At 72.4% G+C, this 15,305-nt stretch carries 18 protein-coding genes; 11 read left to right on the plus strand and 7 right to left on the minus strand.

Annotation, left to right across the window (positions count from 1 at the left end; translation table 11 throughout):
• Positions 1-25: 25 nt before the first annotated feature.
• On the minus strand, positions 26-223 hold the full coding sequence (locus tag caldi_RS04980; RefSeq protein WP_264844003.1) for a helix-turn-helix domain-containing protein: 198 nt from the start codon (positions 221-223) through the stop codon (positions 26-28).
• A gap of 128 nt (positions 224-351) precedes the next feature.
• Positions 352-1,131 carry a hypothetical protein gene (locus caldi_RS04985; protein ID WP_264844004.1) on the minus strand — a complete coding sequence of 260 codons (780 nt, stop codon included), beginning with the start codon at positions 1,129-1,131 and terminating at the stop codon, positions 352-354.
• A 197-nt stretch (positions 1,132-1,328) separates the two neighbouring features.
• Here caldi_RS04985 and caldi_RS04990 point away from each other — a divergent pair, with 197 nt between their 5' ends.
• The 11 genes from caldi_RS04990 to caldi_RS05040 all read left to right on the plus strand — a co-directional run bounded on the left by caldi_RS04990 (position 1,329) and on the right by caldi_RS05040 (position 10,407).
• Complete coding sequence (locus caldi_RS04990) at positions 1,329-1,421, plus strand: sporulation initiation factor Spo0A C-terminal domain-containing protein (RefSeq protein WP_264844005.1); 93 nt, start codon at positions 1,329-1,331, stop codon at positions 1,419-1,421.
• A gap of 127 nt (positions 1,422-1,548) precedes the next feature.
• A complete protein-coding gene (locus caldi_RS04995; protein WP_264844006.1) occupies positions 1,549-2,097 on the plus strand; it encodes a DUF6941 family protein in 549 nt (182 codons plus the stop codon).
• 124 nt (positions 2,098-2,221) lie between these two features.
• The gene (locus tag caldi_RS05000) at positions 2,222-4,306 is read left to right on the plus strand and encodes a sigma 54-interacting transcriptional regulator (protein WP_264844007.1); all 2,085 of its coding nucleotides are present in this window, start codon (positions 2,222-2,224) and stop codon (positions 4,304-4,306) included.
• Between the two features lie 172 nt (positions 4,307-4,478).
• A complete protein-coding gene (locus caldi_RS05005; RefSeq protein WP_264844008.1) occupies positions 4,479-5,207 on the plus strand; it encodes an SAF domain-containing protein in 729 nt (242 codons plus the stop codon).
• Positions 5,197-5,991: an AAA family ATPase gene (locus caldi_RS05010; protein ID WP_264844009.1), complete on the plus strand. Its 795-nt coding sequence runs from the start codon at positions 5,197-5,199 to the stop codon at positions 5,989-5,991. The genes caldi_RS05005 and caldi_RS05010 overlap by 11 nt, the downstream gene beginning before the upstream one ends.
• 1 nt (position 5,992) lies before the next feature.
• Entirely contained in the window at positions 5,993-7,231 is a 1,239-nt protein-coding gene (locus caldi_RS05015; protein ID WP_264844010.1) for a CpaF family protein, read from the plus strand.
• 43 nt (positions 7,232-7,274) lie between these two features.
• Positions 7,275-8,207 (plus strand): type II secretion system F family protein, encoded by a 933-nt coding sequence (locus tag caldi_RS05020; RefSeq protein WP_264844011.1) that lies wholly within the window; start codon positions 7,275-7,277, stop codon positions 8,205-8,207.
• A 1-nt stretch (position 8,208) separates the two neighbouring features.
• Entirely contained in the window at positions 8,209-9,180 is a 972-nt protein-coding gene (locus tag caldi_RS05025; protein WP_264844012.1) for a type II secretion system F family protein, read from the plus strand.
• 71 nt (positions 9,181-9,251) lie between these two features.
• The gene (locus caldi_RS05030; protein WP_264844013.1) at positions 9,252-9,455 is read left to right on the plus strand and encodes a hypothetical protein; all 204 of its coding nucleotides are present in this window, start codon (positions 9,252-9,254) and stop codon (positions 9,453-9,455) included.
• Entirely contained in the window at positions 9,455-9,934 is a 480-nt protein-coding gene (locus caldi_RS05035) for a TadE/TadG family type IV pilus assembly protein (RefSeq protein WP_264844014.1), read from the plus strand. The genes caldi_RS05030 and caldi_RS05035 overlap by 1 nt, the downstream gene beginning before the upstream one ends.
• Positions 9,931-10,407, plus strand: a complete 477-nt coding sequence (locus caldi_RS05040) for a hypothetical protein (protein WP_264844015.1) — start codon at positions 9,931-9,933, stop codon at positions 10,405-10,407. The genes caldi_RS05035 and caldi_RS05040 overlap by 4 nt, the downstream gene beginning before the upstream one ends.
• Before the next feature lie 253 nt (positions 10,408-10,660).
• Here the strand turns inward: caldi_RS05040 and cpaB are convergent, their stop codons facing one another.
• The 5 genes from cpaB to caldi_RS05065 form a co-directional block, all read right to left on the minus strand.
• Positions 10,661-11,329, minus strand: a complete 669-nt coding sequence (gene cpaB / locus caldi_RS05045; protein WP_264844016.1) for a Flp pilus assembly protein CpaB — start codon at positions 11,327-11,329, stop codon at positions 10,661-10,663.
• A 72-nt stretch (positions 11,330-11,401) separates the two neighbouring features.
• On the minus strand, positions 11,402-13,216 hold the full coding sequence (locus caldi_RS05050; RefSeq protein WP_264844017.1) for a hypothetical protein: 1,815 nt from the start codon (positions 13,214-13,216) through the stop codon (positions 11,402-11,404).
• A gap of 43 nt (positions 13,217-13,259) precedes the next feature.
• Positions 13,260-13,796 (minus strand): hypothetical protein, encoded by a 537-nt coding sequence (locus tag caldi_RS05055; RefSeq protein WP_264844018.1) that lies wholly within the window; start codon positions 13,794-13,796, stop codon positions 13,260-13,262.
• A complete protein-coding gene (locus tag caldi_RS05060; RefSeq protein ID WP_264844019.1) occupies positions 13,765-14,964 on the minus strand; it encodes a hypothetical protein in 1,200 nt (399 codons plus the stop codon). The genes caldi_RS05055 and caldi_RS05060 overlap by 32 nt, the downstream gene beginning before the upstream one ends.
• Positions 14,965-15,022: 58 nt before the next feature.
• Positions 15,023-15,217 carry a hypothetical protein gene (locus caldi_RS05065; RefSeq protein ID WP_264844020.1) on the minus strand — a complete coding sequence of 65 codons (195 nt, stop codon included), beginning with the start codon at positions 15,215-15,217 and terminating at the stop codon, positions 15,023-15,025.
• Positions 15,218-15,305 lie beyond the last annotated feature (88 nt).

A 15,305-nucleotide genomic window follows, 5' to 3' on the forward strand; every position in this document is an offset into this window, starting at 1 on the left:
CTACCGGCGGGTTTTTTCCCGTCTGTTACGCGCCCCGCCGCCACCCGCCGGGCAGGGCCTGGCCGCCGGCTTCGATCCATCGTTCCACGGCCAGGCGGTCGAAGCGAACCGACCGGCCTACCCGCACGTGCGGGATCAGCGACTGTCGAGCTAGCTCGTACACCCGCTCTACCCGCAGCCCGTACTCTGCGGCGATCTCCCGGGCCGTAGCCAACCGGGCCATCGTCTCACCTCCGGATCATCGAGGGGTGGATCGTATCGTCAACCACATCATCGCCTGGCAACGACTGGGTGAAAATGAGAAAACGCTCCAGCGCGTTTTTGCCGGAGCGTCCTACGGCGAAGCCAGTTTCAGGGTTGTTTCGACTTTGGCCGCCCTCGCGGCCGAACGGGGATGGCCAGGAGCCTTTCTACGCGGTTCACGGCTTCAAGGATGGGGCGAACGTCAAGCTGCCAGGCCGGGCGTGAGTCGGCGCCGGGCAGCAGCTCCAGCGGCGATTCGCCGCCCAGCCGGGTGCGGATGAACGCCTGTATGTCCTTCGTGAGGGCCGAAGGGCGCTGGGCCTGCGCCGGCAACCCGTGCTCCTTCGCCCATCGTGCCAATGCGGGCAACAACCGCCTCAGCTTCGGATGGTACTGCGCGAACGGCCGCACCGCCGCCACCGAGCCCCTCCAGCCGGCAAACGACGGGCTGCGCCCTCGGATCGGGCGGAGGCGTACCGGCGGGAGCGGGCAGCATGCGCCCGCGAGGTCATCGCCGGGAACGAACCAGAGTTGCGAGGGCACAAGCCGTCTTCGAGCCCACGCGACGAGGGTGGCCAAGGCCACATGGCCTAGCCACGGCCCTTGGAGACACCATCGGGCCTGCCACTCGGCGATGTCCGCGGCCAGGGCGGGCGGCGCGTCGCTGGGCTCAATCACATCGGGCGCCGGCAAGGCGGCCAGCGCTGCAGCGTGCCGGTGCCAGAGCGCCCGGAGGTCATCAGCCCAGGTCGCGACCCGCCAACGCACGGCTTCCGGGTAGGCGGTGTCGCCCCCCAGGACCGCGTCGATCTCGAGCACGAACGTGACCCGGGCGTTCCACCGCTCGACCATCTCCCGGTAGGGATTCCCCCCACCGCCGTCGAACATCGTGCTTGCCTCCTACCCGGGGCGGCGCTCAACCTCTGGCAACACAGCGCCGCCCCTTTTTCGTTTCGGCCTACCCCCGGGAGTACCCTTCTCCGCGCGCGGATTGTGTGCGAACTCGACCCAAAACGGCCGATTTCAGGGCACCTGGGAGCAACTCCCAAAACCAGCTATCCCGCATGGGAAGCGGCCGGAGCGGCTTGGTTAGCGGCACGCGGGAACCGGGCAACACCAACGCGGAGTTCATCGCCATGGTGGCGGATCACCTGCGGCTGCTGGCGCGGTCCGGCTGATGCACAGGCAACCGAACTGTAACCCGACGACCCGCGAACTGTCACACCCGGCGCGACACGGGGCGGCATAGGATGAAACGGGGGAGGGATGGTCTGAGCCCGCAAGCACAGGAGAGGAGGAGCCGCCATGCGGCTCGTACGGCTCCTCACGCTGGTCGCCGCCCTGGCGCTCGTCGTTTCGTCGTCCGGGTGCGGCCGGATCTTGCGGGGACGGACGGGGCCCGCCAGGGGCCGGCAGACGCCGGCCGAGATCGGGATCCCCGCGGCCGTCACCGGCGTTCCCGGCGGCACGTTCCGACTGCCTGAAAACGTATATCTGGCGTCCCTCATCACCATGGGGGTCACGGCCGAGCTCGGCATGCCCGTGGCGATCGGCCCCAATGTAGGTACGTTCACCACAGGCGACATCCGCTTCGTGATCCTGAACAAGTGGGGCGGCCTCTCCGTGGGGCGGCACCGGGAGGAAGTGGTGGTGCTGGCCCCGGATGGCAAGACGGTCCTGGCCAGGGACCAGACCGAGTTCGAGTACGGACGGGAGGCCGCCTTCACCACCGTCGTGACGCCGCTGTCGTTCGAGGCCAGGGAACCGGGCTTCTACCACGTGACGGTCAGCCTCGACGGAACCCCGGTCGCCCAGTACCGATTCCAGGTGCGGGAGGAGAAGAAAGACGGCTGAACGGGACCCAGCACCCCACCGCCCGCGGTGGGGTGTTCTGTTGCAGGATTGTGCACGCGCGAGGCGAACGAGGAGTGCAAGAACGTGCACAACCTGCGCAGGGACCCGACAGGAGGTGGGCGCCGTGCAGGCTCCGGTCCTGCACGTGGCGGTCATCGGCGCCGGCGAGAAGTCGGCGGCGCTCCTGCGCGCGCTCGCGGGGATGGAGCGCGTCCGCGTGGCCGGGGTGGCCGCCTCCGACCCGGAGGCGCCGGGCGCGCGCCTGGCCAGGGAACTCGGCATCCCCGTGACCGCCGAGTGGCGCGCGCTGGTGGGGCGGCCGGACCTCGACGTGGTCGTCCAGCCCGACCCCGACCCTGCCGTCACCGCCGAGATCCGCCGGCTCGAGCCGGTCCGGGCACACCTCTTGCCGCCCGGGGCGACGGAGCTCGTGCTCGCCCTCGTCGAGGCCGGCGAGCGGCTCATCCGCCGGCTGCGAGAACGGGATCGGGAGCGGGACCTGATCCTCGACTCGACCCACGACGGGGTGCTCGCCGTGAACGGCGAGGGACTGGTGACGGTGTGCAACACGGCGGCGGAGCGGCTCCTCGGCGTCGGGCGCGAGAAGGTGCTGGGCCGGCCGGCCGCCGAGGTCATCCCGGGCACCCGGCTCCACGCCGTCCTCCAGAGCGGCAAGCCGGAGCTGAACCAGCAGCAGGACCTGGGCTCCACGACGATCGTGACGAACCGCATGCCGGTCCGGGACGAGTCCGGCCGGGTGGTCGGCGCGGTCGCCGTGTTCCGGGACATCACGGAGGTCAAGGCCCTCGCCGAGGAGATCACCGACCTCCGGGAGACGAAGGCCCTCCTCGAGGCGATCATCCATTCCACCCAGGACGCGATCTCGGTGGTCGACAGCCGGGGGATGGGGCTCCTCGTCAACCCGGCCTACACGCGGCTCACCGGGCTCACGCCCGAGCAGGTGATCGGCAAGCCGGCGACCGTCGACATCGACGAGACCCAGGAGTCGATGCACCTCCAGGTCCTGCGCACCCGGCGACCGGTGCGCGGCGTGCCGATGAAGGTCGGACCCCGCCGGCGCGACGTGATCGTGGACGTGGCCCCCATCCTGGTCGACGGCGAGCTCAAGGGCAGCGTCGGCGTCATCCACGACGTCTCGGAGATCCTCCGCCTGACCGAGGAGCTGGAGCAGCAGAAGAAGCTCGTCCGGCGGCTGCAGTCCAAGTACACGTTCGAGGACATCGTGGCGACCTCCCCGACCATGCAGATGGCCGTGGAGCAGGCCCGCCGGGCGGCCGAGACCCCGGCCACGGTGCTCCTGCGGGGCGAGAGCGGCACCGGCAAGGAGCTGTTCGCCCACGCGATCCACAACGCCTCGGGGCGTCCGGGGGAGTTCGTGCGGGTGAACTGCGCGGCCATCCCGGACCAGCTGCTGGAGAGCGAGCTGTTCGGCTATGCGGACGGCGCCTTCACCGGGGCCCGGCGGGGCGGGCGCCGGGGCCTCTTCGAGGAGGCGCAGGGCGGCACCATCTTCCTCGACGAGATCGGCGACCTGAGCCTGGGCCTGCAGGCCAAGCTCCTGCGGGTGCTCCAGGAGAAGGAGATCCGCCGGGTGGGCGAGACAACCCCCATCCCGGTCAACGTGCGGATCATCGCGGCCACGAACGCCAACCTGGAGGACAAGATGGCCCGCGGCGAGTTCCGGGAGGACCTCTACTACCGCCTGAACGTCATCCCGATCTTCATCCCGCCGCTACGCCACCGCCGGGAGGACATCCCGACCCTGGTCGAGCGCTTCGTGGAGCGGTTCAACCGGGAGTACGGGCGCGCCGTCACCTCGATCGACCCGGCCGTCATGGAGCCCCTCATGCGTTACCACTGGCCGGGCAACGTGCGGGAACTCGAGAACGTGATCAGCCGCGCCATGGTCAGCGTGGACGTGCGGGAGTCGGTGCTCCTCCCGCGCCACCTGCCGCCGCTGGACGGCCTGTCGGGCGGGCGGCATGCCCCGGCCCCTGCGGGGCCTGGCCGGACCGCGACCGCGGTCCTGCCGCTGGCCGACGTGGTGGCCGCCGCCGAGCGGGAAGCCCTCCGCAGGGCCCTGGAGGCGACGGGCGGGAACAAGACCGAAGCGGCCCGCCGGCTGGGGATCGCGCCGCGGACGCTCTACTACAAGCTCGAACGACACGGGCTCCTCGGCGCCCGTTGAGGGGGGTGAGGGATCCCCGCCGGGCCGCGGCCGGCGGGGATCTTCCTTATCCGATGTGTTGGGGTGGGATCGATCCCTCGCGGGGTCGGCGATCACGAACTTCGATCTGTATCGAGGCAGGATCTGGAGTGAAAGCATAGAATTACCTGGGTAAACGAGCCAGAGCAGGAAGGTGGAGGATGTGTGGGGCGCGCACCGCGGGACTGCCCTGATGCTGGCGGGAGCCCTCGTTGCAGGGGCTCTGGCAGCGGTCACCGCCCTCGCACGGCTGCGGGCGCTCGAGGCGCAACTGGGGGAGGAGGTACCCGCCGTGGTGGCCCGTGTCCCCCTGGCGGCGGGCGAGGTGATCGCCCCCGCCTCCCTCTCCACCGTGGGCATCGCCCGCCGCTACGCCTTCCCTTCGTTCTACAGCGACCCGGCGCAGGTGGCAGGGCGGGTGACCCGGGTCCCGATCGCGGCGGGAGAGCCGGTGCTGGCGAGCATGGTCGCACGGGCCGACGGGCTGGCCCTCGAGCAGCGGGTCTACACCCTGGTGGAGAGCGAGCGTGTGTTCCTCGAGCCCGACCTGGCCCCGGGGGACCGGGCCGACGTCCTGGTGGCCTACGAGCGCGGGGATAACCGCCTGGCGGAGGTCTACCTCCAGGACGCCCTCGTGGTCCGGGTCGACACACCCCCCGCCCCGGAGGCGGTTGCGGCCGACCTGGCCGGGCCCCGGGGAACCCGGATCTCCCTGCGGATCCGCCTCGAGGAGGCCCGCCGGCTTGCCTGGGCCGAGAACTTCGGCCAGCAGATCCGCGTGGTGCGCCGGCCCGCCGCGGCGGCCGGGTCTGCGTGGACCTCCGGCGGAACGGACGGTGCCACCGAGTCCTCCGGGGAGGAAGGCGGAACGGATGGCAGATAGGAACCCATGGCCGGACGCCGGGGACCGGGTGCCGGACCCATCCGGCGCGGTGCCGGGGAGGGCGTACACGATCGCCGTCTGGAGCGCGCGCGGCGGCAGCGGCAAGACCTTCCTCGCCTCGTCCATCGCCCTGGCCGAACGAGAGCGGACGGACCGGCGCGTCCTCCTCGTCGACCTGAGCCTGGACTTCGGGGGCGCGGAGGTGTTCCTCGACCTGCACCCGGAGCGGGGGGTGGCAGATCTCCTCCCGGTGCTGGAGGAACTCGAACCGTCGCAGTTCGAACGGGCCCTCACCGTCCACCCGACCGGACTGCGGGTCCTGTGTGCGGGGGACCGCACGGGCCCGGCGCCATCGGCAGCCCAGGTTCGCGCCCTCCTCCGGTTCTGCCGGGCCCACCACGACCTCGTCTTCCTGGACGTTCCCTCCGCTCTCGGCGAGGTGACGTGGGCGGCCCTCACCGAAGCCACGGCCATCCTCTACGTCCTGACCCCCGACCTCCCCGGTGTGCAGGGGCTGCGCCGGGCGGTCGCCCGCATCGAGGCGGAGCGCCCGGCGCTCCTGCACCGCATGGGGCTGGCCGTGAACCGATCCGCCCGGGGCAACCAGTTCGGCTTTCCGGATATCGAGCGCCTCACCGGACTCCCGGTCCTGGGACAGGTTCGTGCCGCCTTCTGGGAGCTCCAGGGGTACCTGGCCCGGTCCCGGCTCCCCCTGAACCCCGGGGGGAGGCTCACCCCGCTCCTGCGGGACGTGGTTCGACTGGCTACGAGGCTGGTGGGCTGACGTGAACGAGCACGCGCGTGCGGCGGGGACCGAGTACGTGGAGCGGCTCCTGCGCGAGGCGGACGTCGAGGCGCTTGCCGCCCTGCCGCCGGAAGAGCTGCGGCGCGGCGTCGAGCGCCGGGTCAGCCGGATGCTGGAGGAGGCCCGCGTGATCCTGCCCAGGGCCGAGTACCAGCGCGTGGTCCAGGGGGTCGTGGACGAGGTGGCGGGCTACGGCCCTCTGGAGCCGCTCCTGCACGACCCGGCGATCACGGAGATCATGGTGAACGCCCCGGACGCGGTGTTCGTGGAACGGCAGGGGCGCATCCAGCCGGCCGCCGTCCGATTCCGGGATCGGGATCACATCCGGCACATCATCGACCGCATCACGGCCCGGGTGGGCCGCCGGGTCGACGAGTTCTCGCCGATGGTCGACGCGCGCCTGCCTGACGGGAGCCGGATCAACGCCGTCATCCCTCCGGTATCGGTCGGTGGCCCGATCCTCACCATCCGCAAGTTCCAGCGGCGTCCCCTGTCGCTGCGGGATCTGGTCGAGCTCGGAGCCCTGACCCCCGAGGCCGCCGGGTTCCTGCGGGCTGCGGTCCGGGCACGCCTCAACATCCTCATCTCCGGGGGTACAGGGACCGGCAAGACGACCCTGCTGGCCGCTCTGGCCGCGGAGATTCCCCCCACCGAGCGGGTCATCACCATCGAGGACATGGTGGAGCTGCGGGTGCCCCACCCGCACGTCCTCGCCCTGGAGGCCCGGCCGCCGAACGTCGAGGGGAAGGGCGAGGTCCCCATCCGCCAGCTCGTGCGCAATGCCCTGCGCATGCGGCCGGACCGGATCATCGTGGGCGAGGTCCGCGGCGAGGAGGCCCTGGACATGCTGCAGGCCATGAACACGGGCCACGAGGGCTCCTTGACCACCCTGCACGCGAACTCGCCCGCCGACGCCTTCTCGCGCCTCGAAGCCATGGTCCTCATGGCTGGCACGCTTCTCCCCGTGCGGGTGGTCCGGGAGCACCTCGTGGCGGCGCTGGACCTCGTCGTGCAGGTGCAGCGCCTGCCCGACGGACACCGCCGGGTGGTCGAGATCGCGGACGTCACGCGGGTACCCGGCGGGCGGATCGTGACGTCGCCGGTGTTCACCGCCACGCGGACGGGCCCCGGTTCGGGCCCGCACCTGGCGGGTCACGGGTCCCGGAGCCGCCACTGGCCCCGGCTGGTGGAGGCCGGCGCGGGTCCCCGTCCCGATTGATCGGACCGGCTGGGCGACGCGGGATGCTCCGGGGGGATGATCCGTGGTCGTTGCCGCCGTACTGGTTGGGTTGGCCGCCGCGCTGGGGGCGGCCGCGCTCGCCGCTCTAGCCCGCACCGGCGGGACGCGGGTCCGGCTCGCCGGCAGGCTCCGGCACCTGGTGCAGCCCCACCGGGAGGCGGGGGGCCGGCGGTGGCTGTGGGCAGCCTCGTGGGCGGAGGGCACCGCCGTGGGCCGCGCAGCCGCTGCCGGCCTCGTTCGTGCCGGAATCGAGGTCAGTCCGCTGGCGTGGGCCGGCGCCACGCTGGGGATGGCCCTCGCCTCCTGGGTACTGGTCCGCCGCTGGCTCGGCGTGGGGTTCCCGCTCGACGTCCTGCTGGCCTCCATCGGTGGTCGCGCGCTCAGCGGCCGGATCCTTGCCGCCCTTGCCTGGCGGCGCCGCGAGGAACTGGGGCGGCAGTTGCCCGAACTGGCTCGGATCCTGGCCAGTAGCCTGAGGGCGGGCCAGACCGTGCCCCAGGGGCTCGCCCGGGCCGCGGGAGAGCTGCGGCCGCCCCTCGGGGATCTCGTCCGGCGGGCGCACGGGGAGCTGTGCCTCGGGCGTCCGCTCGAGGAGGTGCTGGAGCGTCTCGGCGAACGGTCCGGAGAGCCCGAGGTCCGGCTGATGTGCGCCGTGATCGAACTCCACCGGGAGATCGGCGGGGACCTTGCACGAGCGCTCGACGGGGTCGGCCACGCCCTCCTGGAGCGCCACGCCGTGAAAAGGGAGGCGGCCGCCCTGACCGCCGAGGCCCGGGCGGTCGCCGGCCTGATCCCCCTCCTGTCCGTCGGCGGGGTCCTGCTGCTCAATCTCATCGCCCCCGGCGCGCTGGACCTCCTGCGAACCCTGCCCGGCATGGTGCTGTTCGCCGTCTTCACCGGTCTTCAGCTACTCAGCGGGTGGTGGATCCGGCGGCTGGCGGCGGTGGAGGTGTGAGATGGCCCTGCTGACCGAGCTTCTGGCGTTCGTGAGCCTCGCCCTCCTGGTGCTCTCCGCCTGGGCGTGGTTGCGGGACGGCGTGCTCCGCCGGCGGGTGTTCATGCGGGCCGGCGACGGGCGGGCCGCGCGGGCCCCGGCTTCCGGGACGCCCCCCACCACCCGGGTTCGCGGTGAACCGGCGAGGGATTCCCTGCCCTTTCCTCGCTTCCTTCTCGGCCTCGCCGGCCGTCTTGAGGGGTGGGCCGTCCGGCTTGCCGGGCACCGTGCGCTGGAGGCGGCACGGCGCATCCTCAGCTGGGCCGGCCGGCCGGGCGGCCTCGGGCCGGAGCGCCTTCTCGGCCTGCAGGCGGCATCGGGGCTGGTGGGCCTGGCCTCGGGACTCCTGCTCTGGGCTGCCGGGCCGGGCGGTCCCTGGATCACCATCGGGACCACGACGGCAGGCTGCCTCGCACCTGCGCTGTGGGTGCGGCGGATCGCCCGCCGCCGGCAGGCGCGGCTGGGCCGGGACCTGCCGGACCTTCTCGATCTTCTGGCTGTGGCGCTCGGGGCCGGCGCCGGACTCGACGCGGCCCTCTCCGCCGTGGTGTCCCGCCTCGAGGGCCCGCTGGCGGAAGAGTTCCGGCGATACCTGACCGAGGTCGCCCTGGGGGCGAGCCGCCGCGACGCCCTCTTCCGGCTCCGGGAACGCAACGACTGCCGGGACCTGGACTGGCTCGTCGCCACCCTGGCGCAGGCGCACGCGCTCGGGGTGCCCCTGGCCGGCGTGCTGGCGACGGAGGCGAGCCACCTGCGCCGGATCCGCCTCGCACGGGCCAGAGAACAGGCCGCGAGGGCGGGGCCCCGGATCACGCTGGTGACCACGTTCGTGGCGACGCCCGGAGCCCTGGTCTTCTTTCTCGGGCTGTTGCTGTTGAGTGTGTGGAAGAATCCCGCAGAGTTCGGTCTCACGGGCATCCTGTTCGGCCCGTGAGGAGGGGTTTCGGGAGCCGATCCGGCGGCTGCGTTGACGGGTACGGAGACTTTTCGTGAGGAGGGGAACCCATGCGGCGGATTCTGCAGCGAGTGGTCCACCGGCTGCTGCGCGACCAGGCAGGGATGCAGACCATCGAGTGGCTGGGTCTGGGGCTGGTGGTGCTGGCCCTGATGGGCGTGATGATCTCGTGGTTCGGCGGAGACGGCGGTGTGGAGATCTCGGCTCTGGTGGGGCAGAAGGTCAAGGCGATGGTCAACCGGCTGAGCCCTTGATGGCCGGGGGGTCTCCAGAGCGGTTCGCCGGGCCGGCGGCTGCCGGAAGCCGGGGGCCGGTTCCCCGCCGGCGGGGGGAGGAGGGCAGCCAGGTCGTCGAGTTCCTGGGCCTCCTGCCCGTCCTCCTCCTGGTCACGGCGGTGGCGTGGCAGTTCATCCTGGCTGCGTACGCCGTGGTCGTGGCGGAGTCGGCCGTCCGCGACGCCGCCCGGGTTGCGGCGGTGGCCCCGGAAGCGGACGTGGAGCTGGCAGCCCGAAGGGCGGTGGTGGCGGCCGCCGGTTCCCTCCGGGTTCAGGACGTGGAAGTCCGCCTCCGCCGGTCTCCCCCATCCCGGGGCATGCCGGGACGCGTCTCCCGGGAGGTGGAGGTGCGCGCCCGGTTTGCCGTTCCTCTCGTGCGGCTGGGTCCGTCGGGCCGGCAACTCTTGCCCGTCACGGTCGAGCGAAGGGTGGTGATGCCGTGGGAGGGCGGCGCGTGAAGGGCGGCGAGGGATCGAGAGGGGCGGCCGGAGCCGCCCTTCTCGCCGCCGCAGGCCTGCTGGTCTTCCTCGGCTCGGCCTCGCTGGATCTGCTCGCCGTCCACGCGGCGCACCGGCAGGCACAGGCAGCGGCGGACGCCGCCGCCCTGGGCTCCGCGCGGGCGTTGGGAGCGGCGTGGCGGAGCGAGATCGACCGGATGGGCGGGAGCCCGTCTCCGGCGGACCGGTACGGTGCCGCCTGTCGGACCCTGCGGTCAGGCTGGGCTCTCGCGCGATCCCGGGCCGCGGCCTGGCTCGCAACAGGCGGGGCGCGACTCGACCGTCTTCGCCTGACCCCGGACGGGCGAGTGGAAGTCCGGGCCAGCGTGGCACTGCCTCTTCGCCTCGCCGGCCCGCTGCGGGTCCGCGTCCCGGCGGCGGCCGCCGCCCGGCCCGTCCTGGACGGGGTGACCTTCCCCCGCTGCCGGCGTTGAGATCATCTCCGGACCTATGAGCCGGTGCCGGCTTACTCGTTGCTGCTGTCGCATGGCTGTCCGAGTCCATCCGCCGGCTGGCGGTCTCCCACGGCGAGCCCCGCCAGTTCCTGGACCAGGTGTTCCGGCGGCTCTGTCCGGCACACGACCACCGCGCCGGTCAGGCCGATGGAAGCGAAGAGCGGAGGCCGGGGGTTCCCCCGGCCTCGCCTTCACGCCTCGGGACCTCGCGGTCCTCCAGGGCGTCCACTTTTTACGGCGCCCACGGGTTCACCACCAGCCGCACCTTCGCGGTCTCGACGTGCCAGACGAGCGTGGAGACCAGTTCAGCCGGCACGGCCAGGACCGCGACGGCGGGGCCGCCGGCGACCCCCATCAGGCCGGGCTGGGGCTTGTCCGGGTCGACGTCCGCTCCCGAGCTGGCCTTCAGGGTCACGATCCGCAGCCCCCTGGCGACGAGGAGCGAGGCGGGCTCTTGCGGTGGCTCGGCCTTCGGCGCGTTCGTGTGGACTGTTGCGATCACGTCGACCCGGTCGCCGGGGCGCAGGTAGAGACCACTGCCCTGGCCGAGGGGAACCTCGAGCGCGACCTCACCCCGCAGCAGACCCCGGCGCACCGGGGTATCGGTCAGCATGCCGGACAGGAGGATCTGACCGGGAAGGACGTCCTGGGCGGCGAGCTTTCCCGCCGCCGCCTCGGGGCTGGTCAGGGCGGTCTCGGGTACAGCCTCCCGGGGAAGCCGGCGCACTTCCACGGCGGACGCGGAGACCGCCTCCAGGGCCCGGACGGGGGCTCTGGCGAAGAGGACGGGGACGAGGTCCGGGGCAGGCGCCAGGGCCCGGGCCTGGCGCACCAGCATGACGGCCGACGCGGAGGCGACGGCAAACGACAGTAGAGCGGCATACCGCCTTCTCAGCCGCACCTTGGATCACCCGCCTTTGCCATGGAAACCGGAGGGGATCCGGATCCCCCTTCCGGATCCCCCTGCCGTATGTCAGTCCGGCACCGGAACGACCCAGACCGTGGTCCCCTGGACCGTGACCTGGGCCGAGCCGCTGTCCTCGCCGGCCGGGCCGGTCGCCGTGACCGTGATGGCGTAGGGCGGCAGAGCCCGGCCGGCCATCACGTCCTGCCACTCGGCCGGCGTGATCCAGTCGACCTGCTTGCTTCCCCGCCAGACGGTCCTCCCGGGGGCTTCCCCCGAGACCTTCGTCAGGGCGATGGCCGGATCGCCGCCCCGGTCCCGGTAGTCGGGACGGCGGTAGAGGACACGGGCGGAGAGGGCGGACGCCCGGCCGTCGAGTTCCACGGTCACGGTGAGGGTGTCGGCGAACCGGACCGGGTCCGGCGCGACGTCGACCCGGATCACCTCGGGCGGGGCCGGCCGGACGGTGACGGTGGTGCGACGGGTGGCTGTCTGTCCGCTCGCGCCCGCCACGACGACGGTCACCGGGTACGTGGTCTCCTGCGGGACCGGAGGAGCCACGGCCGTCGCGTACCAGGTGCCCGCCGGGCCGGAGAGCCGGACCTGCAGCCCCCAGCCGAACGAGACGAGGCCCTCTGTGACCGGTCCGGTCGTCTGTACGGTCACGACCAGCGCCTGCCCTTCGACTACCGGGTTCGGGCGCACGTGGACGGAGCTGATGCCCACCGGCAGGGTTTCGGGCGGGGTGACGACCACCTCGCTGCCGCCCCCGCCGGGTCGGTCGGGGGCGGAGCCGCCGAGGGAGATGTCCACGAAGCCGCCGGGGGTATGGAGGGTGCCGGAGCTCCCCGCGTAGAACCACGGCCAGCCGTTCGGCGCGAGCACCGTCCGGGTGAGCGTGGCGAGGACCTCCGAGGACACGGCGCCCACCGGCGTGACCATGTGGAGATCGTTTCCCCCGGAGAGCCGCCAGCTGACGTCTCCCCTGGGCCCCCCGCCGGTGGCGGTGGCCGCGTAGAAGTGCGCGCTCACGAGCACCATGCCGCCGTCGACCACAAATCCTGCTTCGCGGAACCGCTGAACCTGCTCGGGCGTCATCCGGTCGGTCGGAATGGCGGAGATCGTCCCGCCGGCCCCCTGGTTCTGGTTGGCAGCGAACTGGGCGGCCATGATAGGCTTGCCGTCGGTGCCGATGAGAGGTCTGCCGTCGACGGTCAGCGGGTTGAAGCCGACCAGGGTCCCGTAGCCGAGGGCAGCGAAGGCCGGGGGAGCCTGGACGTACGTGCCCGCGCCGCCGGCGCCCGACCCGGCGCCTCCGTGGCTACTAGCGCCTCCCGGGCCGGCGTGATCCTCCCGGCGGCCGGTTCCGGAGGAAAGGAGCCACTCCGGGGGTTCGAGCCCCGTGCGCTCCCTGTATTCCCTGCGGGCGCGTTCCGCCTGTTCGTGCGCCTCCTGCATCCGCCGGCCGGCGGCCTGCATCGCCGCGGCGTCGCCCCGGGTCCGCGCATTCTCGTAGTCCGCGTAAGCCCTTCGCCAGTCGTCCTTTGCCCGCAGGACCGCCTGTTCCATGCGATCGATGGCGCTGCCCTGCGAATCGCGCGCTGGGCTTCGCTCCCGGCCACGGTCCGTGTCCCGGGAGCGGTCGGGGTGGGTCCGATCTCCGCCCTGGCGGCTGCCCGAGCGGAGGTCGCCCTCATCGTCCGCATCCCGATTGAGGTCAGGAGCCGCCCACCTGTCCGGGGCGAGCCATGCCGGGGGCTGTGAGCCGCACCCGTGGTCGTAGCACCTGCCTGCCGCCAGGGCAGGGGACGGTGAGCCGGGGCCCAGCCACGCGGCGGTGAGGACCGCCAGCGCCAGACGGAGCCGGGCAGTGCGCCTCCTCATCCGGGGGTCCCTCCTCGTCGGACTCTGCCCCAAGCCGGGCTGCTCAGCGATACTGCCAGGAGCTGGAGAGCTGGTCGTAGGCGGGAGCGGCCTGGCGGGCCGCGACCTGCACCTCCAGGCGTCCGGCCGGTACCCCGAGAAGACGAACGGTGACCGGGAACCGCACCCGGGCATATACACTCGGGCCGGAAACGACGTGTCCGAGGGGATCGGGCGTCCCGGCGTCGGAGGCCGTGTAGACCCGGAAGTCCTCGAGGACCACGGGACCCGCCAGGACCGGATCGGTGGGAGAGGGCCCCCAGGCCGCCGTGAGGCCGGCGAGCTGGGGGAACGCGTGCAGGAAGGCACTGCGGGCCCTCGGCTCCAGGATCTCGCTCCGACCGGCGCGCGCCGTCAGGAGGGGGTCCGTCTGTGCGGCCGCCGCATCCAGGGCGGCCACGAGGGCTTGCCGCAGGCGCGACCGGGTGGCGGCCACCTCGTGTACGCCGGCCAGGCCCGCGGCGAAGGCGGCGAAGAGGAGGAGCAGCGCCGCGGCCAGGATGCCGAGGCTACCCTGCTCGTCCGACGGACGGGAGGTCACGCCCGACCCCCTCCTTCCCGGGAACAGAAGGGTCCGTGAGGCCGGACCCGCCGCCGGGTCGGGAAGAAGTCCCCTGGGCGGACCGGGTCTCGCAGGTATTCTCGACGTACGTTTCCGTCACGGTGTAGGGGACGCTGCGGACCCGGGTCTCGTAGACCGGCACCGACACCGTGTACGGCACCTGCCGGGTTCGCGTTTCGTACGCGGTGTAGGTTTCCGTGGTCTCGTAGGGCACCTGGCGGGTGCGGGTCTCGTAGACGGGCACGACCTCGGTGTAAGGCTCCAGGTCCCGGTAGGTTCGGTAGGTGCAGCGCTTGAAGAGAGTCCCGGTGCAGACCTTCTTCCGGCGGGTGACCTCCCGGTACCGGGTCTCCGCACGCGTCCCCACTTGCACCTGGTAGGTCTCCGTCCGGTACCGGGTGACGGTGCGGGTGCGCTGCACGGGCACCTCGTAGGTTTCCTCGCGGTAGCGGGTCTCCTCCCGGGTGTCAACCTGGACCGGGTATTCCTCATCCCGGTATCGGGTGGCCGTCCGGGTCCGCGTGACGGGACCGCACGCCGGAGCCTCGTGCCCCTCGCCCTGCGCTGTGTCCTGCCAGGGACGGAACGCCGGGGAATCGAAGTCGGTACCCGCCGCCTCCGGGGAGGCGGGCGACGGGCTGGGGCTACCGGCCTGTGCGCCTGCACCCACGGTGGCCGGCTCGACGCCGGCGTTGCCGGTGGCGGCACCGAAGGAGGGGCGGGTGCAGGCGGCGTTGCGCACGGGCGCGACGTGGTTCGACACTCCCGTCGCGGTCGCCGCCACCCGGACCCCGAGCGGCGTGCCGAGCCCGAGGAGGGCGACCGGCCTCACGTACTCCACCCGGGCCTGAACCCCTTCGCCATAGGGCTGGCGCACGGTGGTGGCGCTGAGCGCCAGGCGGCCAGGGTCCAGCCGGGCGCGGGAGAGGTACTCGCGGACCTGCGCGTCCGTGCGGGCGTCGTAGCACCCGTTCTCGCTCACGTTCTCGACCACCACCTCGGCGAGCCGCTTCAGGTGGTTCTGAAGGGCGCCGGTGCGGGCAACCTCGACGCCGCCCACGAGCGCGGTGCCGGCGACCAGTAGGCCGCCGACCAGGGCGATGGCCTCGCCCGAACCGCGCGAGTCAAGGAGAAGCCGGAGAGGCACGCGCCTTCACCGTCCTTTCCGTTCCGAGAGGTCCGGGCCGTCAGGCCCGGCGGCGCTCCTACTTGATGGCCGTGATCGTGTCGATGACGCCCGTGAGCCACTGGATGACAGTGGGCAGGGCCGTGCGGCTGAAGAACGCGTAGATGCCCGCTGCGAACAGGAGTCCGGTCACGATGTAGACCAGGCTGTCGATGCCGCCTCGCTCTTCGCGGAGCAGGCGGAGCCCGAAGGTCACCAGGCGGTGGCGGATCATGGTTTTCCCCTCCCGAAAGAATGTTCAGTCCAATAGGCAGGATCATCCCCGACTCCCGGAAGCCGCACCGGCACCGCAGGGTTTCGAG

The organism is Caldinitratiruptor microaerophilus, assembly GCF_025999835.1.
Lineage (GTDB): Bacteria > Bacillota > Sulfobacillia > Symbiobacteriales > ZC4RG38 > Caldinitratiruptor > Caldinitratiruptor microaerophilus.

Coding starts and splice junctions, on each gene's coding strand:
- caldi_RS04980 (WP_264844003.1), bottom strand. CDS start 223: ATGGCCCGGTTGGCTACGGCCCGGGAGATCGCCGCAGAGTACGGGCTG.
- caldi_RS04985 (WP_264844004.1), bottom strand. CDS start 1,131: ATGTTCGACGGCGGTGGGGGGAATCCCTACCGGGAGATGGTCGAGCGG.
- caldi_RS04995 (WP_264844006.1), top strand. CDS start 1,549: ATGCGGCTCGTACGGCTCCTCACGCTGGTCGCCGCCCTGGCGCTCGTC.
- caldi_RS05010 (WP_264844009.1), top strand. CDS start 5,197: ATGGCAGATAGGAACCCATGGCCGGACGCCGGGGACCGGGTGCCGGAC.
- caldi_RS05025 (WP_264844012.1), top strand. CDS start 8,209: ATGGCCCTGCTGACCGAGCTTCTGGCGTTCGTGAGCCTCGCCCTCCTG.
- caldi_RS05030 (WP_264844013.1), top strand. CDS start 9,252: ATGCGGCGGATTCTGCAGCGAGTGGTCCACCGGCTGCTGCGCGACCAG.
- caldi_RS05035 (WP_264844014.1), top strand. CDS start 9,455: ATGGCCGGGGGGTCTCCAGAGCGGTTCGCCGGGCCGGCGGCTGCCGGA.
- caldi_RS05050 (WP_264844017.1), bottom strand. CDS start 13,216: ATGAGGAGGCGCACTGCCCGGCTCCGTCTGGCGCTGGCGGTCCTCACC.
- caldi_RS05065 (WP_264844020.1), bottom strand. CDS start 15,217: ATGATCCGCCACCGCCTGGTGACCTTCGGGCTCCGCCTGCTCCGCGAA.